General features: G+C 63.6%; 22 protein-coding genes. 13 read left to right on the top strand and 9 right to left on the bottom strand.

What is annotated here, in order from left to right:
- Window positions 1-41: 41 nt before the first annotated feature.
- Together I2H38_RS15315 and ung are read left to right on the top strand one after the other, a co-directional pair.
- Window positions 42-1,571: a bifunctional metallophosphatase/5'-nucleotidase gene (locus tag I2H38_RS15315; protein ID WP_196272739.1), complete on the top strand. Its 1,530-nt coding sequence runs from the start codon at window positions 42-44 to the stop codon at window positions 1,569-1,571.
- On the top strand, window positions 1,568-2,275 hold the full coding sequence (gene ung / locus I2H38_RS15310) for a uracil-DNA glycosylase (protein WP_196272738.1): 708 nt from the start codon (window positions 1,568-1,570) through the stop codon (window positions 2,273-2,275). The genes I2H38_RS15315 and ung overlap by 4 nt, the downstream gene beginning before the upstream one ends.
- Window positions 2,276-2,436: 161 nt before the next feature.
- Here the strand turns inward: ung and I2H38_RS15305 are convergent, their stop codons facing one another.
- Window positions 2,437-5,937 (bottom strand): indolepyruvate ferredoxin oxidoreductase family protein, encoded by a 3,501-nt coding sequence (locus tag I2H38_RS15305; protein ID WP_196272737.1) that lies wholly within the window; start codon window positions 5,935-5,937, stop codon window positions 2,437-2,439.
- 300 nt (window positions 5,938-6,237) lie between these two features.
- Between I2H38_RS15305 and I2H38_RS15300 the strand changes: the two genes are divergently transcribed.
- Together I2H38_RS15300 and I2H38_RS15295 are read left to right on the top strand one after the other, a co-directional pair.
- Window positions 6,238-6,897 carry a DUF1007 family protein gene (locus tag I2H38_RS15300; RefSeq protein ID WP_196272736.1) on the top strand — a complete coding sequence of 220 codons (660 nt, stop codon included), beginning with the start codon at window positions 6,238-6,240 and terminating at the stop codon, window positions 6,895-6,897.
- Window positions 6,888-7,916: a nickel/cobalt transporter gene (locus tag I2H38_RS15295; protein WP_196272735.1), complete on the top strand. Its 1,029-nt coding sequence runs from the start codon at window positions 6,888-6,890 to the stop codon at window positions 7,914-7,916. The genes I2H38_RS15300 and I2H38_RS15295 overlap by 10 nt, the downstream gene beginning before the upstream one ends.
- Window positions 7,917-7,922: 6 nt before the next feature.
- Here I2H38_RS15295 and I2H38_RS15290 read toward each other — a convergent pair whose 3' ends face one another.
- Window positions 7,923-9,518 (bottom strand): gamma-glutamyltransferase family protein, encoded by a 1,596-nt coding sequence (locus I2H38_RS15290; protein WP_196272734.1) that lies wholly within the window; start codon window positions 9,516-9,518, stop codon window positions 7,923-7,925.
- Between the two features lie 198 nt (window positions 9,519-9,716).
- Here I2H38_RS15290 and I2H38_RS15285 point away from each other — a divergent pair, with 198 nt between their 5' ends.
- A complete protein-coding gene (locus tag I2H38_RS15285; RefSeq protein WP_196272890.1) occupies window positions 9,717-9,896 on the top strand; it encodes a hypothetical protein in 180 nt (59 codons plus the stop codon).
- A 50-nt stretch (window positions 9,897-9,946) separates the two neighbouring features.
- Here I2H38_RS15285 and I2H38_RS15280 read toward each other — a convergent pair whose 3' ends face one another.
- From I2H38_RS15280 to I2H38_RS15270, 3 genes are all read right to left on the bottom strand, one after another.
- Complete coding sequence (locus I2H38_RS15280; protein ID WP_196272733.1) at window positions 9,947-10,315, bottom strand: DUF1850 domain-containing protein; 369 nt, start codon at window positions 10,313-10,315, stop codon at window positions 9,947-9,949.
- Window positions 10,312-12,606 carry a TRAP transporter permease gene (locus I2H38_RS15275; protein WP_196272732.1) on the bottom strand — a complete coding sequence of 765 codons (2,295 nt, stop codon included), beginning with the start codon at window positions 12,604-12,606 and terminating at the stop codon, window positions 10,312-10,314. Before I2H38_RS15275 ends, I2H38_RS15280 begins: the two co-directional genes overlap by 4 nt.
- Before the next feature lie 95 nt (window positions 12,607-12,701).
- A complete protein-coding gene (locus I2H38_RS15270) occupies window positions 12,702-13,670 on the bottom strand; it encodes a TAXI family TRAP transporter solute-binding subunit (RefSeq protein ID WP_196272731.1) in 969 nt (322 codons plus the stop codon).
- A gap of 160 nt (window positions 13,671-13,830) precedes the next feature.
- Here I2H38_RS15270 and I2H38_RS15265 point away from each other — a divergent pair, with 160 nt between their 5' ends.
- From I2H38_RS15265 to I2H38_RS15230, 8 genes are all read left to right on the top strand, one after another.
- Window positions 13,831-15,408 (top strand): glucan biosynthesis protein, encoded by a 1,578-nt coding sequence (locus I2H38_RS15265; protein ID WP_196272730.1) that lies wholly within the window; start codon window positions 13,831-13,833, stop codon window positions 15,406-15,408.
- Between the two features lie 91 nt (window positions 15,409-15,499).
- A complete protein-coding gene (locus I2H38_RS15260; RefSeq protein ID WP_196272729.1) occupies window positions 15,500-15,649 on the top strand; it encodes a hypothetical protein in 150 nt (49 codons plus the stop codon).
- Window positions 15,650-15,653: 4 nt separating this feature from the next.
- Complete coding sequence (gene aztA, locus I2H38_RS15255) at window positions 15,654-16,400, top strand: zinc ABC transporter ATP-binding protein AztA (protein WP_196272728.1); 747 nt, start codon at window positions 15,654-15,656, stop codon at window positions 16,398-16,400.
- A 33-nt stretch (window positions 16,401-16,433) separates the two neighbouring features.
- Window positions 16,434-17,300, top strand: coding sequence for a zinc ABC transporter permease AztB (aztB, locus tag I2H38_RS15250; protein ID WP_196272727.1), 867 nt, complete (start codon window positions 16,434-16,436; stop codon window positions 17,298-17,300).
- Between the two features lie 23 nt (window positions 17,301-17,323).
- A complete protein-coding gene (locus I2H38_RS15245; protein ID WP_196272726.1) occupies window positions 17,324-18,238 on the top strand; it encodes a metal ABC transporter solute-binding protein, Zn/Mn family in 915 nt (304 codons plus the stop codon).
- A 138-nt stretch (window positions 18,239-18,376) separates the two neighbouring features.
- The gene (locus tag I2H38_RS15240) at window positions 18,377-19,339 is read left to right on the top strand and encodes a CobW family GTP-binding protein (protein WP_196272725.1); all 963 of its coding nucleotides are present in this window, start codon (window positions 18,377-18,379) and stop codon (window positions 19,337-19,339) included.
- Between the two features lie 205 nt (window positions 19,340-19,544).
- Window positions 19,545-20,552 carry a WD40 repeat domain-containing protein gene (locus tag I2H38_RS15235; RefSeq protein WP_196272724.1) on the top strand — a complete coding sequence of 336 codons (1,008 nt, stop codon included), beginning with the start codon at window positions 19,545-19,547 and terminating at the stop codon, window positions 20,550-20,552.
- A gap of 10 nt (window positions 20,553-20,562) precedes the next feature.
- Window positions 20,563-20,841 carry a hypothetical protein gene (locus I2H38_RS15230; protein WP_196272723.1) on the top strand — a complete coding sequence of 93 codons (279 nt, stop codon included), beginning with the start codon at window positions 20,563-20,565 and terminating at the stop codon, window positions 20,839-20,841.
- Window positions 20,842-20,846: 5 nt separating this feature from the next.
- Here the strand turns inward: I2H38_RS15230 and I2H38_RS15225 are convergent, their stop codons facing one another.
- The 4 genes from I2H38_RS15225 to I2H38_RS15210 form a co-directional block, all read right to left on the bottom strand.
- Window positions 20,847-21,203 (bottom strand): hypothetical protein, encoded by a 357-nt coding sequence (locus I2H38_RS15225; RefSeq protein ID WP_196272722.1) that lies wholly within the window; start codon window positions 21,201-21,203, stop codon window positions 20,847-20,849.
- A 54-nt stretch (window positions 21,204-21,257) separates the two neighbouring features.
- A complete protein-coding gene (locus I2H38_RS15220; RefSeq protein ID WP_196272721.1) occupies window positions 21,258-22,688 on the bottom strand; it encodes a homospermidine synthase in 1,431 nt (476 codons plus the stop codon).
- 125 nt (window positions 22,689-22,813) lie between these two features.
- Window positions 22,814-23,386, bottom strand: coding sequence for a GNAT family N-acetyltransferase (locus I2H38_RS15215; RefSeq protein WP_196272720.1), 573 nt, complete (start codon window positions 23,384-23,386; stop codon window positions 22,814-22,816).
- A gap of 128 nt (window positions 23,387-23,514) precedes the next feature.
- Window positions 23,515-24,669 (bottom strand): type III PLP-dependent enzyme, encoded by a 1,155-nt coding sequence (locus tag I2H38_RS15210; protein WP_196272719.1) that lies wholly within the window; start codon window positions 24,667-24,669, stop codon window positions 23,515-23,517.
- Window positions 24,670-25,054: the final 385 nt, after the last annotated feature.

Below are 25,054 nucleotides of genomic sequence, written 5' to 3'. Positions count from 1 at the left end.
TGCACAAGAATCCTAACTTCAGCCTTCAGCGGGAAGCAATCATGGTTCAAATTTCACGTCGTCAATCCTTGGGTCTTGGCCTTGGCGCGGGTCTGTCCGCCACCATGCTGGGCGGCCGTAACGAGGCGCAGGCAGCCGCCCCCAAGGTCACGTTCACACTCTTGCTGGTCAATGACATCTACAAGATGTCAGACACAAAAGGTCGTGGAGGATTCGCCAAGCTCGCCGCGATCGTGAAGGCCGAGCGGGCGCGTGGCGTCCCAGTGCTGTTTTGCCACGCGGGCGACACCTTCTCTCCGTCTCTGATGTCGGGCTTCGACCAGGGCGCGCATATCATCGAGCTCACCAACATGGTGAAGCCGGATGTCTTCGTGCCCGGCAACCACGAGTTCGACTTCGGCAAGGACATCTATCTGAAGCGCATGGGCGAGGCGAACTTCCCCTTCTTCGGCGCGAACATCCGCCAGGCGGACGGCTCGCCGGTTCCGAAGATGAAGGATTCGGCGATCTTCGATCTTGGCCCGGTCAAGGTCGGCGTCGTCGGCCTGGCGCTGGCGGAAACGGCGCGCATCTCTTCGCCGGGCGATCTCAAGTTCCTGCCCGAGCTCGATGTGCTGAAGAGCCAGGCGGCTGATCTGCGCAAGCAGGGCGCGGACATGATCGTGGCGGTCGCCCATACCGACCGGGACGTGGACAACGCCATCGTACGCTCGCGTCTTGCCGATGTTCTGCTGACCGGCCACGACCACGATCTCGCCATCACCTATGACGGCAAGACGGTGATGGTCGAGTCCGGCGAGGACGCTGAATATGTCACGGCGGTCGATATCATCGCGACGGTCGCCGGCGAGGGCAGCAACCGCAAGGTCACCTGGAGCCCGAGCTTCCGCGTGAACGATACCTCCGCCTTCGATCCCGATCCGGAAGTTCTCGCGGTCGTTTCACGTTATGAAGCCGCCCTGTCGAAAGAACTGGACGTCGAGATCGGCACGTCGACGAACGCGCTCGACACCCGCTCCAGCACCGTCCGTTCCCAGGAAGCCGCCTTCGGCAATCTGGTCGCCGATGCGATCAAGGATTCCACGGCGGGCGACATCGCCATCACCAATGGCGGCGGCATCCGCGCCAACAAGGAATATCCGGCAGGCGTCAAACTGACCCGCCGCGACATCCTTTCCGAAATGCCGTTCGGCAACACCACGTCGCTCGTCGAGGTGACCGGCGCCGACGTCAAGGCCGCGTTGGAAAACGGCGTGTCGCAAATCGATATCCGCGGCGGCCGCTTCCCCCAGGTCTCGGGCCTGAAGTTCGAGGTCGACTCAAAGGCCCCGGTGGGATCGCGCGTCAGCAACATCCAGGCAAACGGGCAGCCGCTCGACCTCGCGAAGCGCTACAAGGTCGCCACCAACAACTTCATGCTGACGGGCGGCGACGGCTACGTCTCCTTCACCAAAGGCAAGGTGCTGGTCGGCCTCACCGACGGCAAGCTGATGGCGAACGAGGTGATGTCTTACGTCCGCAAGCTCGGCACGGTGGACGCGAAGGTCGAAGGCCGCATCGTCATTCGATGAGCGGCCCGTTCGCTAAGGCGCTCGCGGATTTCCGCGCGCGCCAAACGGGACCAGATGCATGGACCGCGCTGCCCTTCTTCACCGATGGCAGCGCGGATCTCGTTGCGGCGCGTGTCGATGCAGTGACCGCAACGGGAGCCCATGTACTGCCGCCGCCCGAGGCGGTGTTCAACAGCCTCGCTCTCACGCCGCTCGACAAGGTCAAAGTCGTCATTCTCGGCCAGGACCCTTATCCGACGCCGGGCGACGCCCATGGTCTCGCGTTTTCCTATCGCGGCTCGCGCCGCCTACCTGCCTCGCTGCGCACGATCCTCGCCGAGATGGCGGAGGATCTTGGCGAGCCGATGCCGAAATCCGGTGACCTCACAAAGTGGGCGAAGCAGGGCGTGCTGCTGCTCAACACGGCGCTCACCGTCGAAGCCGGCAAAGCCGGGGCGCATCTGAAACTCGGCTGGTCGGCGCTCGTCGATCAGGCGGTTTCCGCCGTCTCGGAGCGACAGCCTGCCGTCGTATTCCTCCTATGGGGTGGCTCAGCGCGGAAACATGCCGCACAGGTCGACCAGACGAAACATCTGGTGATCGAAACCGGTCACCCCTCGCCGCTCAATCGCCTGCGGGATTTCAGAGGAACCCGGCCGTTCAGCCGCGCCAATGAATGGCTCGCCGCCAGGGGCCTGATGCCGGTGGATTGGCGGCTGGCTTGAACCACGACCTCGTCCTGAGGAGGCGCGAAAGCGCCGTCTCGAAGGATGATCCCGAAATCACTGGAGACGCCTCGTCCTTCGAGACGGCCTGACGGCCTCCTCAGGATGAGGCTGTGGAGAGAAGCGTCCCGGCGATCTCGAATGGCCGGGACAAAGGATGTTCACTCCGCCGCGATCGGCAGCGGTTGCTCCGGCGCGCGGAAGCGGGTGAGCAATTGCGCCTCTTCCGCCTTCGCGGTCTTGAGGTTCCGTTCCTTGATATGCCCGAAGCCGCGGATTTTTTGCGGGACGTTGGCAAGGCCCACAGCCGTTGCGTGGTTGGCCGGGGTCAAGTGGTTCACGATCTCCTCGATGAGGACCACGTAATCGCGGATCAACTGACGCTCGGTCTTGCGTTCATGCGTATAGCCGAAGGCATCGAGCGGCGTGCCGCGCAAGCCCTTCAGGGCCGCCAGGACCTTGAATGCCTTCATCATCCAGGGGCCGAAGCTCATCTTGCGGGGCAAGCCCGTCACCGGATCCTTGCGGGCAAGAAGCGGCGGCGCGAGGTGGAACTCGTAGCGCAGGTTTTCGCCTTCGAAAGTCGCGGCGACCTGGCGCTCGAAATGGCCGTCCGTGTAGAGGCGGGCGACCTCGTACTCGTCCTTGTAGGCCATGAGCTTGAAGAGCGAGCGCGCGACCGCATCCGTCAACGCCGTCGAGGACGGCGCGACCTTCGTCTCAGCCTGACGCACGCGCTCGACGAGAGTGCGGTAGCGCTTGCCGTAGGCCTTGTTCTGATAGCCTTCGAGGAAACCGACGCGTCGCGCGATCACTTCATCGAGGCTGTCAGAGATCTTCAGTTCCTCGGTCGAGGATTTCAGGTCGCGCATGAAGGTCGCGATCACTTCGGGTTCCGCCGCCGCGCGGCGGCCCCAGGTAAAGGCGGCGAGGTTCATTTTCACCGCTTCGCCGTTGAGTTCGATCGCCTTCTCGATGGCCGCCGCCCTCAGCGGCACATGGCCGGTCTGATAGGCGTAGCCGAGCGTGAACATGTTGGCGGCGATCGCATTGCCGAGAAGCGCGGTCGCAATCGCCGTCGCGTCGACGAACGCGACGCCGTCCTCGCCCGCCGCCGTCTTGATGGCGCGTTTCAGGCGCTCCGTCGGCAGCGAGAAATCCGCGTTGCGGGTGAATTCGCCGGGCATCACCTCGGCGGTGTTCACCACAAGCGCGGTCTGTCCTTCCTTCACCGAGGCCAGCACCTTCTTGGTGCCGGTCACCACGAGATCGCAGCCCAGCACGAGATGCGCCGCGCCCGCCGTGACACGGATCGCGTGGATGTCGTCCTGCGTGTTGGCGAGACGTACGTGGCTGTAGACCGCGCCGCCTTTCTGGGCGAGGCCGGCCATGTCGATCATGCCGAGGCCCTTGCCTTCGAGATGCGCCGCCATGCCGAGGATCGCGCCGATGGTCACGACGCCTGTGCCGCCGACGCCCGTCACGATGACATTGAACGTGCGGTCGATGGCCGGGATCACGGGATCCGGTAGCGGCTTGAAGACCATTCCGTCGGTCGATGCCGTCTCGGGGACGGCCTTCTTGATCTTGGCCCCATGCACCGACACGAAGGACGGGCAGAAGCCCTTCACACAGGAAAAGTCCTTGTTGCAGTTCGACTGGTCGATCTGGCGCTTGCGGCCGAATTCGGTCTCGAGCGGCTGCACCGCGACGCAGTTCGACTGCACGGAGCAATCGCCGCAGGCCTCACAGACGAGATCGTTGATGATGACGCGCTTGTCCGGCTCGGGGAACGTGCCGCGCTTGCGGCGGCGGCGCTTCTCGGCGGCGCAGGTTTGATCATAGATCATCACCGTCACGCCGGGGATCGCGGCGAGCTCGCGTTGTACGGCCTCGAGATCGTCCCGGTGATGGAACGTGATGCCGGAGGGCCAGCGTGTCGATTTCGGATATTTGTCCGGCTCGTCGGAAACCAACGCGATGCGCTCGACGCCTTCTTCCCGCACCTGACGGGCAATCATATCGACTTTCAGCCCACCCTCATGCGGCTGGCCGCCGGTCATGGCGACCGCGTCGTTGAAGAGGATCTTGTAGGTGATGTTGGTCTTGGTATCGACCGCCCAGCGCAAGGCGAGCACGCCGGAATGGTTGTAGGTGCCGTCGCCGAGGTTCTGGAACACGTGGCCGCGCGTCGAGAATGGCGCTTCACCGATCCAGTTCGCACCCTCCCCGCCCATCTGCGTGAAGCCGTCGGTCGAACGGTCCATCCACTGCACCATGTAGTGACAGCCGATGCCCGCATAGGCGCGCATGCCGTCCGGCACTTTCGTCGAGGTGTTGTGCGGGCAGCCGGAGCAGAAATGCGGCACGCGGTTGGCGACATCACTCGTCGCGGCGAGAACCTCCTGCGCATGGCGCAGGCGGCCGACGCGGCCGCGCAGGTCCTCGTTGTTGTGATAGTTGAGCAGGCGTTCGCCGATGACGATCGCGATGTCGTTCGGGTCGAGCGCGCCCTTCACCGGGAAGAGCCAATTGCCGCTCTCGTCTTTCTTGCCGATGCAGAGCGGCTGGTTCGCCGTGCCGTACAGTTCCTCACGCAGCTGCACTTCGATGAGCGAGCGCTTTTCCTCGACGACGATGATCTTGTCGAGGCCTTCGGCGAAGGCGAGAAGCTCGCGCTGCGAGAGCGGCCAGGGGCACGCGACCTTGTAGAGGCGAAGCCCCATGTCGTTCGCCTTGACCTCATCGAGACCGAGCTCGTCCAATGCCTGGCGCACGTCGAGATAGGACTTGCCAACGGTGATCACGCCGATCTTCGGATTGCGGCCGCCGGAAAGGACGATGCGGTTGAGGTTGTTGGCGCGCACGAACGCGATCATCGCATCGCGCTTATAATCCTGGAGGCGGGCTTCCTGATCGAGCACGCCATCGCGCGCGCGGATGTTCAGGCCGCCGGGCGGCATGATGAAGTCATCCGGCATGATGATCTTCACGCGGTCGAGCGAACCGTCGACGGAAGCCGTCGACTCGATGTTCTCCTTCACGCATTTGAAGGCGACCCAGGTGCCGGAGAACCGGCTCATGGCATAGCCGTAGAGGCCGTAATCGAGAATCTCCTGAACGCCCGCCGGGTTCAGGATCGGCATCATCACGTCGACGAAATGAAACTCGGATTGATGCGCGACAGTGGAAGATTCCGCCGTGTGGTCATCGCCCATCAGGGCGAGCACACCGCCATATTGGGAGGAGCCGGCCATGTTGGCATGGCGGAAGACATCGCCGGAGCGGTCAACGCCCGGGCCCTTGCCGTACCACATGCCGAAGACGCCGTCATATTTGCCGTCGCCGCGAATCTCGGCCTGCTGCGAGCCCCACACCGCCGTTGCGGCGAGCTCTTCATTCAGTCCGGGCTGGAAGGTTACTTGCGATTTTTCGAGCCATTTCTTGGCCCGCCAGAGGTTCTGATCCAGGCCGCCGAGGGGGGAGCCGCGATAGCCGGACACGAAGCCCGCCGTGTTCAATCCGGCCAGCCGGTCGCGCTCGCGCTGCATCATCAGCATGCGGATGACGGCCTGGGTGCCGGTGATGAAAATCCGGTCCTTGGCGAGATCGTATTTGTCGTCGAGCAGTACGTTACGGAGCGCTACATGACCTTCGGCCATTGCCCGTGTCCTCCCTGGAGCCCTCGCCCTCTAGATTTCGATCCTGTGCCTATGAAACAGGATCAAATTCCAGATTCCCTGATACCGCACGATCCAGACGGGCACCCGAATGCCACTTGTCCTGATCATGCTCTCGCCGGTGAACCGATCTTTTTCATTTTGCTATTAAGTCAGCAATGCTGACATATGTACTTTGGAACGTCAATCAAGAGCGCCACCGTTTCGCCTCCTTTAACTATAATGCGTCATAGTGGAAGACCCATCGGTCCGCGACAGCGTCGCTATTGCCAAGACAAACGCATGATACATCGCCTTGGTCTCAAAATCCTGCCCGCCATGCTCGGCGCGGGTGTTCTGGCGGGACTCGCCGAGCCGGCCATCGCGCATCCTCACGTTTGGGTGATCGCGAAGGCCGAAGTGGTTTACGGCCCGGACGGCAAGGTGACCGGCATTCGCCATGCCTGGACCTTCGACAAACCCTATTCCGCCTATGTCACTCAGGGCCTCGACAAGAACGGCGACGGCAAGCTGACGCCCGAGGAATTGCAGGATCTGGCCAAGGAAAACACGGAATCCCTCGTTGAATTCGACTATTTCACCGTGCTCAAGGCGAATGGAAAGAAGCAGGATTTCGACGCGCCCCGCGACTACCGCATGAACTATGCGGACGAGGCGGTCACCCTGACCTATTTCCTGCCCCTGAAGGCCATGGCGTCGGCGAAGACCCTGTCGCTCGAAATCTACGATCCGACTTTCTTCGTCGGCTTCACCCTCGCCGATGGCAATGACGCGGTAAAGCTCGCCAACGCCCCGCAGGGCTGCGCAACCAATATCTCCCGGCCCAAAAATCCCGAGGCAACCCCGCAACAGAACATGTCGGAAGCCTTCTTCCAGACCCTGACCGCCGCCTCGAATTTCGGCATGCAATTTGCCAACAAGGCCATCATCGCATGTCCGTGAGTGCGCAACCGATCGGTTTGGACACTCCCACAAAGGCTCCAATCTGGCAGCGGCTTGTCCTCGTGCTCACGGCCGTGGCGCTCGTCGCAGGCGCGGTCAGCCTCCTCGTCTGGTGGCTCGCCCCGGGGCAGACGCCTCCGTCGCGAAACCCCTTCGGGATGGGCCTGCGGGAGGCTGCCCCCTCGGGTGATCTCGGGGCGTATATCCTTGCCGTCCAGAGCGGATTCTACAAAAGCCTGCAGCAGGCCGTTACCGCGTTGAAGGATCAGGGCGGCGCGGTCTGGCCGCTTCTTGCTATCGGCTTTGCCTATGGAATCTTTCACGCAGCAGGCCCGGGCCACGGCAAGGGCGTGATCGCGGCCTATGTCGTGGCTGACGAGCGGGCGCTCGTGAAGGGATTCTCCCTCAGCTTGGCCGCAGCTTTCGTTCAGGCGCTCGTCGCGATCCTGATCGTCGGCCTCGTCGCACTTCTCTTCAAGGCGACCGCCGCCACCATGAACCGGGTTACGACCGGAGTGGAGCTGATGAGCTTCGCCGTCGTGGCGCTTCTGGGCGTCGTCATGACCTGGCGCAAGGCGGGCAAGGTGCTGGGCGTCCTGACACTCGCCCGCAATCCGCTGGCGGCCGCGCAGGTGGACGATTGCGACCATGTGCATATGCCTCCGCCGGAGGAACTGCGCCGCCTGACCCGTTGGCGCGACATGGCAGGGGTCGCGCTCGCCGCCGGAATCAGGCCTTGCGCCGGAGCACTCGTGGTCCTGGTCTTCGCCCTGTCACAGGGGCTCTTTGCTGCCGGAATCGCCGCAACCTTCGCCATGGCTTTGGGCACCGCCCTGACCACGGGCGCCATTGCATCGCTCGCCGTCTTCGCCAAAGCGCTGGCGCTGAAGGTCGCCGGAGGACGCGGCGCGTCGGGAGCGGTCGCCATCGCGGGGATCGAGCTTCTGGCTGCGGCCTTCGTGCTGGTGCTGGGCCTCAGCCTGCTCTTCGGTTTGTGGGTTGCAGGAACGGTCAGCTAAATCCGACTAAAGCCCGAGCGCACCGCCATCGGCGCGCGGATCGTGGGTCGCCTCGACCCGCCTGTTGCGGGGGTGCTTCACCACCATGCCCGCATGCCCGAGGGCATCGGCATAGGGCCTGCCCAACTCCTCGACCGGATGGCCGAGACGCGACAGGTCGCGAACGAGGCTCGGGTCGAACCGGTCTTCCAGCTTCAGAGTTGGCGCGGACGCGCCCCAGTTCCTGCCGAAGAGCCAGCGTGGTGCATCGACCGCGTCGGCAAGGCTCATGCCGAAATCCGCGTAACGCGTGAAGATCTGGGCGAGGATCTGCGGCTGTCCCTCGCCGCCCATGGTGCCGTATGACAGCACACGGCCATCGTCGAACACGGCGAGCCCCGGATTGAGGGTATGAAATGGCTTTCGTCCCGGCTCCAGCGGATTTCGGCTCGCCGGATCGAGGGAGAAAGACATTCCGCGATTGTGCCAGTGAATCCCGGTCGATGGCAGCACGCAGCCGGAGCCGAAGGCCCAGCACGCGGATTGGGCGTAGGAAACCGCCAAACCGTCCTTGTCGATGCACCCCATCCACACCGAACCGCCCTCCGCCGAGGACGCCGATGAGACGGCGGCGCGGCGCGTATCGATATGCGCGGCCTCCCGCTCCAGAGCGTCGCGGGTGAGGAAGGCCGCGAGGTCCTGGCTCATCTCGCGGGGGTCTGTCACCACGCTGTCGCGGATGGCGAAAGCCCGCTTGGAGGCCTCGATCAGCCCATGGTGATGTTCTGGCGTTTCCCCATGCCGGAACCCGAGGCGCTCGAGCATCCCCGAGATCAGCAGCGAGGCGAGTCCCTGGCTCGGCGGAGGAAGATGATGGATTGTGGAGTGCTTCAGCCGCAGGCTCAAAGGCTCGACCACACGGGCGCGGTAGGTTTCCAGGTCGCGCCGCAGGATCGGGCTCTCCATGCGCTCCAGATCGGCTGCGATCTCGCGCCCCACATCGCCGCGGTAGAAATCGGCGAGCCCCACATGGGCCAATTGTCCGAGGGCATCGGCAAGCTTGAGGCTGCGCCGCTCGGCACCGGCGGATGGAAGCTTACCCTCCTGCAAGAAGGCCGCCGCAAAGCCAGGCGCGGCAAAGAGATCTTGCGCCTCCAGCAGCGCGTTTCGCCCCTCAGTTATCGCGACCGGATAGCCCTCGCGGGCGAACCGGATGGCGTCGCCAAGCAGGAGATCGAGGGGCATCTGCCCGCCGAGCGCCCTGGCGAGCTCGAGCGCCAACGCCCAGCCTGCCACCGCCCCGGCGACGGTGAGCGCCGCATCCGGCCCGCGCGGCGGAATGACGTCGTAGCCCTTGTCCCGGTAGCGCTTGATGGTCGCAAGCGTCCCCGCCGGCCCCGAGGCATCGAGCGCGTGGATGCGGCCTCTCGGCTCCCGCACCAGCCAGAACCCATCGCCCCCCAGCCCGTTCATATGCGGATAGACGACGCCGATCGTCGCCGCCATGGCAACCATGGCCTCCACCGCATTGCCCCCGGCCGCCAGAATCATCTGGCCGGTCTTGGCAGCGAGAATATGGGGAGCCGCAACGGCAGCGGTGGCGAAGACAGGTGTTTCGGACATGACGCGACAAAAGTGGGAAGGTGCGCAAACCTTGCACCGGAGGGGTCGTTTAGGGTAGTCCCATCGTTCAGAGCATGATCCGAAAAAAGCGGCGTCCGGCTTTTTCGAAAAGATCATGCACCCAAAAATCTGGAGTACGCGACCGTGGCCAAGCAAAACCGCACCAACTGGCGCAACCTGATCACCATCCTGAGCATCATGGTGTTGATCGGCACGGAAGTGTTCGGCGTCGCGATCGCTGGAGGATGGGCCATTGCCGGCCTGTTCGAACTCGGCCACGTCGTCGGCTATGTCCTGATGGGGCTTTTCAGCCTGCTCGCCGCCTATGCGCTCCTCGCGCTGTGGCGCCGTTGCACGATGGTGGAGCCGATCGCCTAAAGCATGATCAGGAAAAGCGGAATCCGGTTTTCCCAACAGATCATGCGCGATTAAAAACCGTCACACACCTTCATCACGACCGGGTCGGCCGCGGCCGGCACATAAGCCTCCATCGGGCGGCATTGGGCCGAGATGCAGATCCGCCAATCCGCCGTCGCGCCCGATCGCCGCAGGATCACCTCGCGCTGGGGCGCGAGCGTCGGATGCCATTTCCAAATCCCATTCACGAACCGCGCCTCAGGCTGCGGCTCCATGCCAGCGCCTGAGCCACGCACCCGCGCCTCGACGAGTTCGAGCCCAGCCGGCCCCGAGCGCCAATCCTCTTCCCAGACGATCTTTTCAACCGAATGTGTCCAGGCCAACGTGATCGCACCCGCGAGCAGGGGCGCGATCGTGGAGCCTGCGACGAGGCAGATCATCGCCCGAGAGCGACGGCTGCGACGCGGCGCGTCCGCCAGAGGTGGAAGCCGATGAGCGCCGCCGCGAGGACGAACCCTACTTCGTCGGTGACGGGGGCCGCCAGCACCAGGAATGCCGCCGCGATGGCGGCCCCGATGCGTTCCCACCAGGGCATTTTCGCGTTGAGGTAGCCGACCGACGCCGCGCCCCAGAGCACGATGGCGAGGACCGTCTTGAACACGATGTAGGCGACGGCGACCCAATACCCCCACCCCGCGAGGCCCGCGACCGGCTGGAGCATCAACGCGGGATCGTAGACCGCCATATAGGGGATAACGAAGCCCGGCAGGGCGATCCGCATGGCCTGGAAGCCGATCTTGAAACCGGACGCCTTGGCGATGGGCGCGGCAGCGAAGGCCGCGAGCGCCACGGGCGGCGTGAGGTCCGCCATGATGCCGAAATAGAAGACGAACATGTGCGAAATGACGAGTGGCACCTTGAGCGACAGCAGCGCGGGCGCGGCGAGCGACGAGGTGATGATGTAATTCGGGATCGTCGGAATACCCATGCCGAGCACGAGGCTGACGAGCATGGTCAGGACCAGCGACAGGATCAGTGAATCCTTGCCGATGGAGACGACCCAATTGCCGAAGATCGTGCCGATCCCAGTCAGCGTCATGGTGCCGATGACGATGCCGACGACCGCACAGGCCAATCCGACCGGAAGCGCCTGACGCGCGCCGTCGGCGAGCGCATCGCGGCAGGCGTCAAGCGTCTCGCGCCCGCCGCGCACGAAGAGGCTGAGCAGGACCAGAGCCGCGACCAACGCCAGAACGAGCGCGACGCCAAGCCACAGGAAGGCGGCGGCGATGAGGCCCAGGCCGACCCAGAAAACAATACGCACGGTTTCATTGACGAGGCCGAGAGCGAGCGCCCCCGCCAGGATGAGAACCACCGTCAGCGCGAGGCCGATGGAACCCGCAAAGAGCGGCGTGTATCCGGCAAACAGGAGATAGACGAGGACCGCAAGCGGGAGGATGAGGTGCCATTTTTCCTTCAGCGCCCGCGCCGCGCTCGGCAATTCCGCCCTCCGCAAGCCGGTGAGACCGGCCTTGCCCGCCTCCAGATGCACCGCCAGGAAGGCCGAGGCATAGTAGAGAAGAGCGGGAATGATCGCGGCTTTGACGATCTCGACGTAAGGCATGTCGATGGTCTCGGCCATGATGAAGGCGACTGCGCCCATGACCGGCGGCATGATCTGACCGCCCATGGAAGCGGTGGCCTCGACGCCGCCCGCGAACTCGGCCTTGTACCCGAAGCGTTTCATCAGTGGGATGGTGAACTGCCCCGTGGAGACGACGTTGGCGACGCCGGAACCGGAGATCGTGCCCATCAACGCGGAGGAGAACACCGCCACCTTCGCCGGACCGCCCTTGGCCCCGCCGAACAGGCCCATGGCCACATCGGTGAAGAGCTGGATCATACCCGCGCGCTCGAGGAACGCGCCGAACAGGATGAAGAGAAAGATATAGGTCGCCGAAACCAGGGTGGGCGTGGAGTAGAGCCCTTCCGTTCCGAAGGCCATGTGCTCGATGACCTGCTCCAGCGAATAGCCCCGGTGGTCGAAGGGTGCGGGGAGATAGTTCCCGAACAGGCAGTAAGCCAGGAAAAACCCCGCGACGATCGGCAGCGCAGGCCCCATGACTCTCCAGACAAGGTAGAACAGCACAGCGATGGCGGTGATGCCGACGACGAGATCTGTCTGCGTCACTTCGCCGGCACGGCTCACGAGGTCGTTGTAAAATCCCCAGTGATAGAGCCCGATGAGGAAGCCGATCAGGCCGATGAGCCAGCCGAGGGCCCGCGCCGCGGGAGTGCGCGCCTTGTGGTTGGCCAGCATGGCGCCGGCCACGAGGCTCAGGAAGCCCACATGAAGTGTTCGGACGACCTGACTTGGAAGGCTGCCGGGAAACTTGAGAATGAGGGCATAGGTCACGCCGAGGCAAAGAAGCGCCAAGGCACCGTTGGCGACACTTTCGCCCTTGATCCGTAAAGCCGCGAGCCATGCAGCCCACATGACGAAGGCCGCGCCGACGGTATGAAGCAGTGTCACGCCCGCAAGGATCGGTCGGTCGAGCGGGATGCCGAAGGCGGTGACGATCTGGAAGGTCGAGAAGCTGACGGCGATCCAGAACAGCAGACGGCCGAGGAGGCCGTGACCGAAATTCTCCGGCAAGCCATGCTCGGGATTCACCGCTTCCGACGGGGCTTCCATCTGCGTGACTTCTGATGCGTTCACACCCTGGCTCATGGCGCGCTGCCTCCCTGTTTTTATTGTCGGTTCGCCATCAAAAAAGCCGGAGCAGTTCACCTGCTCCGGCTCGATTGTGAAATAGGCCGATAGGTTTAGGAACCTTGTTTCTTCACGCCCTTCTCATCGAAATAACGCTGGGCGCCGGGATGCATCGGCACCGGCATTCCGGAGAGCGCGTTCTCGAGCTTGATGTCCTTCGCCGCCGCATGGGCCGCGATCAGGTCCGGCAGGCTCTCATAGATCGCCTTGGTCATCTGATAGACGGCGTCGTCCTTCATGCCCGAATGGGTGACGAGGTAGTTCACCACGGCGGCGGTCGGCACGGCGGCGGTCTGGCCGTCGTAGGTATTGGCCGGGATCGACACCTTTACGTAGGGCGAGCCGACCTTGTCCACGACCTCGGTGGGAATCTCCACGACCACGATCGGAACCGAGGTCGCCAGGTCCCGGATCGAGGACACCCCGAGACCCGCCGATTGCAGCGTCGCGTCGAGCTGGCGGTTCTTCATCAACTCGACCGATTCGCCGAAGGGCAGATACTCGACCTTGCCGAGATCCTTATAGCTCAGGCCCGCCCCCTGCAGGATCGCCCGCGCGTTGAGCTCCGTGCCGGATTTCGGCGCGCCCACCGAGAGGCGCTTGCCCTTCAGGTCCGCCAGCGTCTTGATGCCGGATTCCTTGGAGGCCACGATCTGGATGTAATTGGGATAGATCGCGGTGACGCCGCGCAGCTTGTCGAGCTTCGACTTGAAGCCCGCCTCCTCGTCTCCCGCCCAGCCGAGCGCAAGGCTGTCCCCCAAGGTAAAGCCGATCTCGCCCTTGCCCTGCTGCAGCAGGGTGAGGTTCTCGACCGAAGCCTTCGTAGCCTGGACCGAGGGGCGGCTCCCCGGCATTTTTTCCGTGAAGACTTTAGAGAGGGCGACGCCGAGCGGATAATAGACGCCCGACGTGCCGCCGGTCAGGATATTGATGAAATCCTGCGCCTGAGCGGGGAGGCTGGAGGCGGCTAGACCAAAAGCCGCAGCCGCTCCGATCAGACGGCGCCGAAACGAGAAAGACATGGCGTAGCTCCCTTTTTTTCACCGCATAACGCAGCGGCGTCTGTGTGTGAGGCCAGTTTGGCGGCTGACGCGGAATACTCAAGAGGATAAGAGGGACTTACTCCTGCCACCTTGGTCGGTAGGGGTCTGCCGCTTCACCACTCAAAAAATGCGCTCCTTCATGTTCGATCGTCGTCAGTTTCTTCAGTTCGCAACCGCCACCGCGGGCCTCGCCGCCGCCGGGTTTTCCGGCCCGGCCCTGGCGCAGCAGGCCTTGAAAGCCGGCGCGCCGGTTCCCTTCTCGTTCGACGCCCTGAAGAAGCGCGCCCGCGATATGGCCGGGTCGCGCTACGTCGCGCCTCCGCGCCCCTCGCCCGAGATCCTCGATCAGATCGACTACGACGCCCACGGCAAAATCAAATTCAAGACCGACCTTGCGCTCTGGGCCAACGGGCCGAGCGAGTTCCCGGTCACCTTCTTCCATCTCGGGCGCTTCTTCCAGAAGCCGGTGCGCATGCACGTGGTCGATAAGGGCCAGGCCCGCGAGATCGTCTACGACAGCGATTATTTCGACATGCCGGTCGATTCCCCGGCCCGCAAGCTTCCGGCGAATTCCGGTTTCGCGGGCTTCCGCTTCCAGGAGGCGCGCAACGGCAAGCTCGATTGGCGCAAGAACGACTGGGTCGCTTTCCTCGGCGCGTCCTATTTCCGCGCCATCGGCGAACTCTATCAATACGGCCTCTCCGCCCGTGGCCTTGCTGTGGATGTGGCGGTGCACGGGAAGAACGAGGAGTTCCCGGACTTCACCCATGTCTATTTCGAGACCCCGCAGCCGGGTTCGGACACGGTGACGGTCTATGCCCTGCTCGACGGTCCGAGCGTTGCGGGTGCCTACCGCTTCGTGATGCAGCGGGCGGCCGCGGTGATCATGGACATCGACAGCGCGGTCTTCCTGCGCAAGGACGTGGCGCGCCTCGGCTTTGCACCGCTGACCTCCATGTATTGGTATTCCGAAACCACCAAGCCCACCGCCATCGACTGGCGGCCGGAGATCCACGACTCGGACGGTCTGGCCATGTGGACGGGCTCGGGCGAACGCATCTGGCGGCCTCTCAACAACCCGCCGCGCATCATCACATCGACCTTCTCGGACGAGAACCCGAAAGGGTTCGGCCTTCTCCAGCGTGACCGCAATTTCGACCATTACCTCGACGGGGTCTATTACGACCGCCGTCCGTCCCTTTGGATTCAGCCGGAAGGCAGTTGGGGCAAGGGATCGATCCAGCTGGTCGAAATCCCGACCGACGACGAGATCCACGATAACATCGTCGCCATGTGGGTGCCGGACGAGCCGGCCAAGGCGGGGCAAGCTTTCGAATTCCGCTTCCGCATGCATTGGTCGGCGGAAGAGCCCTATCCGACCCACCTCGCCCGCGTCGTCGCGACCCGCTTCGGCAATGGCGGCCAAGCCGGCACGGCGCGGCCGAAGGGTGTGCGCAAATTCATGGTGGAGTTCCTCGGCGAGCCCCTGACCCGGTTGGCGAGCGGCGTTTATCCGAAGCCGGTGCTGACCGCCTCACGCGGCGAGTTCTCCAACATCCTGACCGAGGCCGTTCCTGACAACGTGCCGGGCCATTGGCGCACCCAGTTCGATCTCACCGCCGCCGGAAACGAACCCGTCGAGATGCGCTGCTTTCTTCGTAACGGTGATGAGATTTTGAGCGAAACCTGGCTCTACCAATACCATCCAACCGCCTAAGGTTGCATCGCAAAAATATACAATCAAAAAATGCGTATAAAATACTATACGCCCTCTAGAAATGGCGGAACTCCCGTTATATTTGGATTGTATGTTGCATAGCGATCATCAGCATGCGCCGCGCGCGATTGCCGCCGCTCCGACCTTTTCGCTCCTGCGCCTCTCGGCCTGGCAGCGTCTGGCCGGGGCCGGCATCGTCCTCGCGGCGCTTTGGTTTTTGGTCCTTCTCGTTCTGGCGTGAACCCATGTCCGCGACCGCGATCCGTTTCGATGAGGTGACCCTCGGCTATGGCCGACGCCCGGCCGTTCACCACCTGGACGGCGAGATCGCCGCGGGCAGCCTGACGGCGGTCGTCGGCCCGAACGGTGCCGGAAAATCGACGCTCCTGAAAGGGATCGTCGGGACGCTCCGCCCTCTTGAGGGCCGCATCCGCCTCATTGGCTCGTCGAACGCACCCATCGCCTATTTGCCTCAAGCCGCCGACATCGACCGCTCCTTCCCGCTTTCGGTCTATGATCTCGTCGCCATGGGGCTCTGGTCCCGCTCAGGCCTTCTCGGCGGCATCAGCCGCAAGGACCGGACGAAGATCGAAGAGGCGCTGGCCGCCGTCGGTCTGATCGGCTTCGAACGCCGCCCCATCTCCACCCTTTCCGGCGGCCAGATGCAGCGCGCCCTTTTCGCGCGGCTCCTCCTGCAGGATTCATCCGTGATCCTGCTCGATGAGCCCTTCACCGCCATCGACGCCCGCACCACTGCCGATCTGCTCGATCTCGTCCGCCGCTGGCACGATGAATCCCGCACCGTCGTTGCGGTGCTGCACGATCTCGACATGGTGAGGCGGGTCTTCCCGCAGGCGCTGCTGATCGCCCGCGAGCCGGTGGCCTGGGGTGTGACCCACGAGGTCTTGAGTGCCGAGAATCTCCTGAAAGCTCGCCGCATGGTCGAGGCGCATGATCCTCATGCGCATGAGTGCCACCGGAACGCTGCGTGAGCGCGTTCCATCAGATTGCAGAATGGCGCGTCCATGCTTGAATTCGTTTACAGCCCCTTCGCCGAATTCGAGTTCATGCGGCGCGCCCTTGTGGGCGTGATCGCCATTGCTCTGGGGGGCGGCCCGATCGGTGTCTTTCTGATGCTGCGCCGCATGAGTCTGACCGGCGATGCCATGGCGCACGCCATCCTGCCGGGAGCCGCCGTTGGCTATCTCTTCGCCGGATTGTCGCTTCCCGCCATGACCATCGGCGGCCTGGTCGCAGGCGTCGTCGTCGCCATCGCGGCGGGTCTCGTCTCGCGCTTCACCACCTTGAAGGAAGATGCCTCGCTCGCAGCATTCTACCTCTTGTCGCTCGCGCTCGGCGTCACCATCGTGTCGCTGCGCGGCTCGAACGTGGATCTGCTTCATGTTCTCTTCGGCACGGTGCTGGCGCTCGACGACAATACGCTTCTGCTGCTCGCCGCCATCTCGACCATCACCGTGTCAGCGCTCGCCGTTCTCTACCGGCCCCTCGTGCTCGAATGCGTGGACCCCACGTTCTTGCGCTCGGTGAGCCGAGCTGGAACGCCGACACACCTGATCTTCCTCGGTCTCGTGGTGCTCAACCTCGTCGGCGGCTTCCATGCGCTCGGCACGCTGCTGGCTGTCGGCATGATGATGCTGCCCGCCGCCGCGTCGCGCTTCTGGACCAACGACATCACCCTGATGATGGTCGTGTCCGTGGCGATCGGAATGGTGTCCGGACTCGCCGGTCTGTTGCTTTCGTTTCATGCGGAATTGCCTGCGGGCCCCGCGATCATTTTGGCTGCGGGGGGCATCTATGCCGCCTCGCTCCTTCTTGGCCGTGAGGGCGGCCTGTTGTGGCTCGCATGGCCCGGCAAACACCTCGAAGCCTGACATCCTCAAAAGGGGACAAGCCTATGACGACGAGAAGAATGGCCCTATCCTTTCTGATGGGGTCTCTGACGCTGGCCACAACGCCGCTGACCGCCATCGCGCAAAGCGCCGACAAGCTGAAAGTGATCGCGACCTTCTCGATCCTGGGCGATCTTGTCCGCAGCGTAGGCGGCGACCGCGTCGAGGTCACGACCCTTGTCGGCCCCAATGGCGATGCGCATGTCTATTCCCCGACGCCGGCCGACGGACGCCGCCTGACGGAAGCCAAGGTCGTCTTCAGCAACGGGCTCAAGTTCGAAGGCTGGATCGACCGGCTGGTCAAATCCTCCGGCACCAAGGCGGCGACGGTCCAGGCCGCCAAGGGCGTGAAGCCTTTGAAGAGCGAAGATCACGGCCATGACCACCATGGCGAGTTCGATCCCCATGCCTGGCAGAGCATCGCCAACGCGAAGATCTATGTGGCCAATATCCGCGATGCGCTGGTGGCCGCCGATGCCGCCGGCAAGGCCGCTTATGAGGCGAATGCCGCCGAATACCTCAAGAAGCTCGATAGCCTGGAGGCCGACGTGAAGCGCCTCGTGGCGAGCATCCCCGCTGAGCGCCGCAGGATCATTACCTCCCACGACGCTTTCCGCTATTTCGAGGATGCGTATGAGATTGAATTCATCGCGCCGCAGGGTGTCTCGACGGATTCGGAAGCCTCGGCCAAGGACGTCGCCAAGATCATCGGGCAGATCAAGCGCGAGAAGATCACAGCGATCTTCGTGGAAAACGTCTCCGATCCGCGCCTGATGGAGCGCATCGCGAAGGAAACCGGAGCCCGGATCGGCGAGCGGGTGTTCTCGGATGCGCTTTCGGACCCGAGCGGTCCGGCCGGGACTTACATTGACATGATGAGACACAATATAAGGGCCTTCAGCAGCGCTCTGTCGAGCTGAGCAACCCCTTGCGGCAAGCGCGCCTGGATGTCATTCCCGGCGAGCGAAGCGAGGGAAGGGAAACCAGAGACGGCCCGGCCGGACCTGGATCTCCTTCCGCCGCCGGGGATGACACCCGTAAACCCTCTGGAACATCCGATGACCGACAAGATTCCCGTCACCGTTCTCACAGGCTATCTCGGCGCCGGTAAGACCACCCTCCTCAACCGCATCCTCACCGAGCCGCACGGCAAGCGCTATGCGGTGATCGTCAACGAATTCGGCGAAATCGGCATCGACAACGAGCTCGTCGTCGGCGCGGACGAGGAAGTGTTCGAGATGAACAACGGCTGCATCTGCTGCACCGTGCGCGGCGATCTGATCCGCATTCTCGACGGGCTGATGAAGCGGAAAGGCAAGTTCGACGCCATCATCGTCGAAACCACCGGCCTCGCCGATCCCGCCCCCGTGGCCCAGACCTTCTTCATGGACCAGGACGTGTCGGACGTCGCGCGGCTCGACGCGGTCGTGACCGTCGCCGACGCCAAGTGGCTCTCCGACCGGCTGAAGGACGCGCCCGAGGCCAAGAACCAGATCGCTTTCGCGGATGTCATCATCCTCAACAAAACCGATCTCGTGACAGCGGATGAACTCGCCGAGGTCGAGGCGCGCATCCGCGCCATCAACCCTTACGCCAAGCTGCATCGGACGCAGAAATGCTCCCTGCCGATCAGCGAGGTGCTCGACCGCAAGGCCTTCGATCTCGACCGCATCATCGAAATCGAGCCGGACTTTCTGGAGCAGGGCCATCACCACCATCACGACGAGGAGATGCAATCCATCTCCCTGAAGCTCGACGGCGAGGTCGATCCGGAAAAATTCATGCCGTGGATCTCGAACCTGACCCAGGTCGAGGGTCCGAACATCCTGCGCTGCAAGGGCATCGTCGCCTTCCCGAATGAGCCGAAGCGTTTCGTCTTCCAGGGCGTGCACATGATCCTCGACGGGGACGTGCAGGACGACTGGAAGCCCGGCCAGAAGCGCGATTCGAAGGTTGTCTTCATCGGCCGCGATTTGAACGAGAAGGCGATCAAGGAAGGCTTTTTGGCGACGGCCGCGTGAGCGTGGTCCGTCATTCCGGGGCGTGCGAAGCACGAGCCCGGAACCCATAAACACAGGCGCTCCCCAAGATGTCGTATGTTCGGCATCTTATCGCACAATGTCGCGGCTATGGGTTCCGGGCTCCGCTTCGCGATCCCGGAATGACGCAAACGTTTGCTCCTTTTCCGCTATCCTATGCTATTGGCCCCCTGAAGGGATCGCCTGAATGACCGCTCAAACCGCTCCGTCTCTCACCCAGAACGTCACGCCCATCGATGCGGGCGCGCATGTCACCGCCATAGGCTGGCTGAAGGCCACAACCGCCTTCGCTCTCGGCGATGGCGGCGTGCTGCTGACGAAGGACGGTGAGACGCATCGCGTCGAGGCTCATCCCGATGCGGGCATCCTCGTGGGTATGAGCGACGGCGAGCGATTCGTGACCGGCGGCGATGATGGGCGCGTGGCTGTCACCGGCGCGGACGGCTCGACGAAAACGCTCGCCGAGACCAAGGGCGCGTGGATCGACTCTCTCGCCGTCAGCGCCGGGGGCGCTTTCGCCTATGGCGCGGGCAAGCGCGTCGTCGCCCGCGACGACAAGGGGCGCGAGAAAGTCCTCGAAGTCCCCAGCACCGCGCGCGGCCTCGCCTTCGCACCCAAGGGCTACCGTCTTGCGATCTCCCACTACAACGGCGCGACTTTGTGGTTTCCCAATGTGGAGGCCAAGCCGGAAACGCTCGAATGGAAAGGCTCGCATCTCGACGTCACCTGGTCGCCGGATGCCCGTTTCGTCGTGACCTCGATGCAGGAAAACGCCCTGCACGGTTGGCGGTTGGTGCCTGACAAGGGCAACATGCGTATGAGCGGCTATCCGTCGAAAACGCGCTCCTTCTCCTGGTCCGGAGACGGCAAATGGCTTGCGACCTCGGGCGCTGAGGCCGCCATCATCTGGCCCTTCGAATCGAAGGAAGGCCCCATGGGCAAGCAGCCGCGCGAATGCGGCGTGCGCCATGCCAAGGTCAGCCGGGTGGCGTTTCACCCCAACACCTATGTGCTCGGCGTCGCCTATGAGGACGGCTGCATCCTGCTCATCCGCCTCACCGACGCTTCCGAGCTTCTGGTACGCCCTGCCGTCGAAGGCAGCGGTGTGACTGCACTCGCCTGGGACAAGAGCGGCAAACGCCTCGCCTTCGGCTGCGAGGACGGCCAGGCGGGCATCCTGACGCTCCCCACCTGAGGTCGGACACATGACGCGGCTCGGGGCCTTCCTGAAAGGGGCATTCGGTCGGCCCAAGCCGGATCGGGAAGCCGTGCAGCGCGTGAAGGAATGGACCCGCGCGGTGCTCCAGGCCGCGCCCGATACCGCCTTCGCCGTCAACGAAATCGCCTGCACCGACCCGTCCTGCCCAGGCATCGAGACCATCATTCTGGTGATGGAGCCCGGCGTCAAAACGCGCGCCTACAAGGTCGCGAAGGCGCTCGACGATGTGACGGAAGAAGACATCCGCGTGGCGATTGCGCAGTAACGCCGTCAGGCCGCGCCCGGCGGCCCGTCCTCGCGCTCGGGCTTGCCCGACAAGACCACGTAAAACCCAAGCCCGTCCTGCGCGGGCAAAGTCTGCAACCGCTCGATCCAACCGCGTTTCTTCGCTTCCAACAACGCCTTGCCGACGGGCTGGAACAGGGTTTCGCCTCCGCCCTCCGGCGGCGGCGCAAGACGGATCGCGACGGCCTTGCTCTGAGCGAAGCGGCTACGCTCCAGCATGTCCTGGATCGAGGCGGCCGCCTTCTCCCGGGACGCGCTCCGCAGATCGAGCACGGCCGCTGCATCGACGACTCCAAGGGAGCCGAGGAGCTTGTTGGCGTAAAATTCCTCGAAATGGGGCATGCGCGTCTCTCTTGAGGCCATGGCCGGCGCGGGGCCGGCCATGGGAATAGCGGATCACCGCACGAGGACGTTCCGGAACTGCCAGGGATCCGAGGTGTCGATATCCTCGGGGAAGAATCCGGGGCGGCCTTCAAGCGGCGTCCAATCAGTATACACGCCGACAACAGGGCCGAGATAGGGCATCTGCACTTCAAGGCAACGACGGAAGTCGATGTCGTCTGCTTCTACGATGCCTGCATTCGGATTTTCCAACGCCCAGACCATGCCGGCCAGAACCGCCGACGTGACCTGAAGGCCGGTCGCGTTCTGATAGGGCGCGAGCATGCGCGTCTCGTCGATGGAGAGCTGCGAGCCGTACCAATAGGCATTTTTGGCATGGCCGTAGAGCAGCACGCCGAGTTCATCGATGCCGTCGACGATCTCATCCTCGGTGAGAATGTGGAACTCGTCCTGCGCCTTGCCCGCATTGCCGAACATCTCGTGCAACGAGAGCACCGCCTCGTTGCAGGGATGATAGGCGTAGTGGCAGGTGGGGCGGTAAGTGACGTTGTCGCCGTCGCGCACGGTGAAGAAGTCGGCGATCGAAATCGACTCGTTATGCGTTACAAGAAACGCACGCTGTGCCTGGGCGGTCGGCGTCCAGGAGCGCACGTAGGTATCTGCGCCGGGCTGCAACAGATAGATCCCAGCCTTATTACCCTTCTCATGCGTGCCCGCATTGCTCGGCATCCATTTCTCATGCGTGCCCCAGCCGAGTTCGGCCGGCTGCAATCCCTCGGACACGAAGCCCTCGACCGACCAGGTGTTCACGAACACGCCCATCGGCTTCTCGGAGGTGGCGCGCTGGGTATCCCGCTCGGCGATGTGGATGCCCTTAACGCCCGTGCGTTGCATCAGCGCCGCCCACTCCTCGCGGGTCTTCGGATCTTCATACTTGAGGCCAAGATCATTCGCGAGGTTGAGGAGAGCCTGCTTCACGAGCCAGGAGACCATGCCGGGATTCGCGCCGCAGCAGGATACCGCGGTCGTGCCGCCGGGGTTTCTGCGGCGCGCGTCGAGAATGATCTCGCGCAGCGCATAGTTGGTGCGGGCCGCCGGACCGGCGTTCTTGTCGAAATAGAAACCCAGCCACGGCTCGGCGACCGTGTCGATGTAGAGCGCGCCGAGCTCGCGGCAGAGTTCCATGATGTCACGGGAAGACGTATCCACCGACACGTTCACGCAGAAGCCCTGGCCGCCACCTTCCGTCAGAAGAGGCTGCAGGAGATGCTTGTAGTTGTCCGGTGTCAGACCCTGATGAATGAAGCGGATGCCACGCTCGTCGAGCATATGGCGGTCCGCATCGTTGGGATCGATAACCACCAGGCGGCTCTTGTCGAACTCGAAATGACGCTCGAGCAGCGGCAGCATTCCTTTGCCGATCGAACCGAAACCGATCATCACGATCGGGCCGGAGATCCGGCCATGGACGGGCCAGTTGGTCATTGATGAAACTCCTTCGTCAGGCAACTTAAGGTTAGTGTGGATCGGTGGTTAGAGTGGATCGGTGACAAACGAACGCGCGCCGCACCATTTCCTCCGGTGCAGCGCGCGTCAATTGCCGGGGGATTTCAGGCGGCGCGGTTCAAGCCTCCGAGAGCGCCCTGCGCCGCCGCTGCGACAAGGGCCGCGAGATCGGGCTTCTGCGCGGTCTCGCCGGTCGCGGACACAAGCCCGCGCGCGCCATCGAGCGCTCCCGCCTTGAGTTCCAAGGCGAGGAAGCGGTTGCGCTCATAGGGTCCGGGCAGCCAGAGGGAGCCCGTGTGCTTCGTGGAGAAACCAAAACGCTCATAATAGGGCGCGTCTCCCACCAGCAGCACCGCCTCGTGCCCCTGCGCGGCGGCGCGAGCCAACGCGTCGCGCATCAGCCTGGCGCCCAAACCGAGGCTCTGGCAGGCGGGATCGATGGCGATCGGGCCCAGCATCAGGGCCGGTCGGTTCGGGCCGGCACTGATGCGCCACAGGCGAACGGTACCGACGATGGCGCTGTCCTGCTCGATGACGAGTGACAAGCCCTCGGCCGCCGTGCGACCTTCGCGCAGGCGCTCACAGGTCTTCTGGAACCGGGCCGGTCCGAAGCAGGCATCAAGCAGCGCCTCGCGCGCCTCGATATCGCGGATTGTTTCCGCGCGAATGGTGATCATGGCCGTAGCCTCCCAAGTTTGGGGGTAAGCGACAGCCCTCGCACCTGCTCCTTTGACGAGCAGGCCGTCCGGGACAACTTTTTCGGGTTGGTGCCTGCCTCGAAAGGACGAGGCAGGCGGGACGCGATTTAGATCACGTAGGACTTCAAGGGCGGGAAGCCGTTGAAAGCGACCGCCGAATAGGTGGTCGTGTAGGCGCCTGTGCCTTCAATCAGCACCTTGTCGCCGATCTCCAGCGAGACCGGGAGCGGATAAGGCTCCTTCTCGTAGAGAACGTCGGCTGAGTCGCAGGTCGGACCGGCGAGCACGCACGGCACCTTGGGGTCGTGATCGTGCTCGGTGCGGATCGGGTAGCGGATCGATTCATCCATCGTCTCGGCGAGACCGCCGAACTTGCCGATGTCGAGATAGACCCAGCGCACCTCGCCCTCATCGCGGCTCTTCGCCGAGACGAGAACAACCTCGGCCTCGATGATGCCCGCATTGCCGACCATGCCGCGACCTGGCTCGATGATCGTCTCAGGGATGCGGTTGCCGAAGTGCTTCGAGAGCGCCCGGAAGATCGATTCGCCATAGGCTTCCACCTGCGGGATCGACTTCAGGTACTTCGTCGGGAAACCGCCGCCGAGATTGACCATCGACAGGTGGATGCCGCGATCGGCGCATTCGCGGAAGATCGTGGAAGCGGAACTCAGCGCCTGATCCCATGCTTCCGTGTTGCGCTGCTGCGAGCCGACATGGAACGACACGCCGTAGGCCTCAAGCCCGTGACGGCAGGCGTGCTCCAGCACGTCCACCGCCATCTCGGGAACGCAGCCGAACTTGCGCGACAGCGGCCATTCCGCGCCCGCGCCATCGCACAGGATGCGGCAGAACACCTTCACCTCGGATGCCGGAACGCCGACCTGCTCCGCAGCGCGGACGATCTTCTCGACCTCGATCTCGCAATCGACCGCGTAGAGACGCACGCCGAGTTCGAGCGCGCGCACGATGTCGCGCTCCTTCTTGATCGTATTGCCGAAGGAGATGCGCTCGGGCGTGGCGCCCGCGGTCAGCGCCATCTCGATCTCGACGACGGAGGCCGTGTCGAAGCACGAGCCGAGATCGGCGAGAACTTTCAGTACTTCCGGCGCAGGATTCGCCTTCACTGCGTAGAACACGCGCGTGTCGGGGAGCGCACGGGCAAATTTCGAATAGTTGTCGCGCACGACATCAAGGTCGACGACGACGCAAGGTCCGTCCTCACGTCGGTTGCGCAGGAATTCACGGATGCGCTGAGTCATGGCGCTCTCCCCACCAAAGGTTCAATGGGACCTTCCTGGCCCCGGATTGAAATTCAGATGTCGTCGAAACCCACCAAAGGATTCAACGCACCCGGCGTCAGCGAGGGAAGTTGCATCGAGCACTCGTGCTGTGGAGACACGAGGTGCGCCGATGGGCTCTTCACCCGACGATGCTGCCTTGGATTGGAAAGGGGAGTTCCCTGACCGCACGCCTGGCAATGATAAACAAGCCTCTTCGGTGCTGACCTTTGGAGGGCCAACGAGACCAAAAAAGCCCGTTCGTCGTTGCTTTAAGCCACGTCCTCCGTTGAGAGCGGAGTACGCCGGTTTCGCCTCCGGCTGCCGGTTAGGGGTATCGAGAACGAGGTTGTTCTCGGGCGGCTGT

Origin of the sequence: Microvirga alba, from assembly GCF_015694465.1 — a bacterium.
Lineage (GTDB): Bacteria > Pseudomonadota > Alphaproteobacteria > Rhizobiales > Beijerinckiaceae > Microvirga > Microvirga alba.
This window is presented reverse-complemented; position numbering and strand designations above follow the sequence as displayed.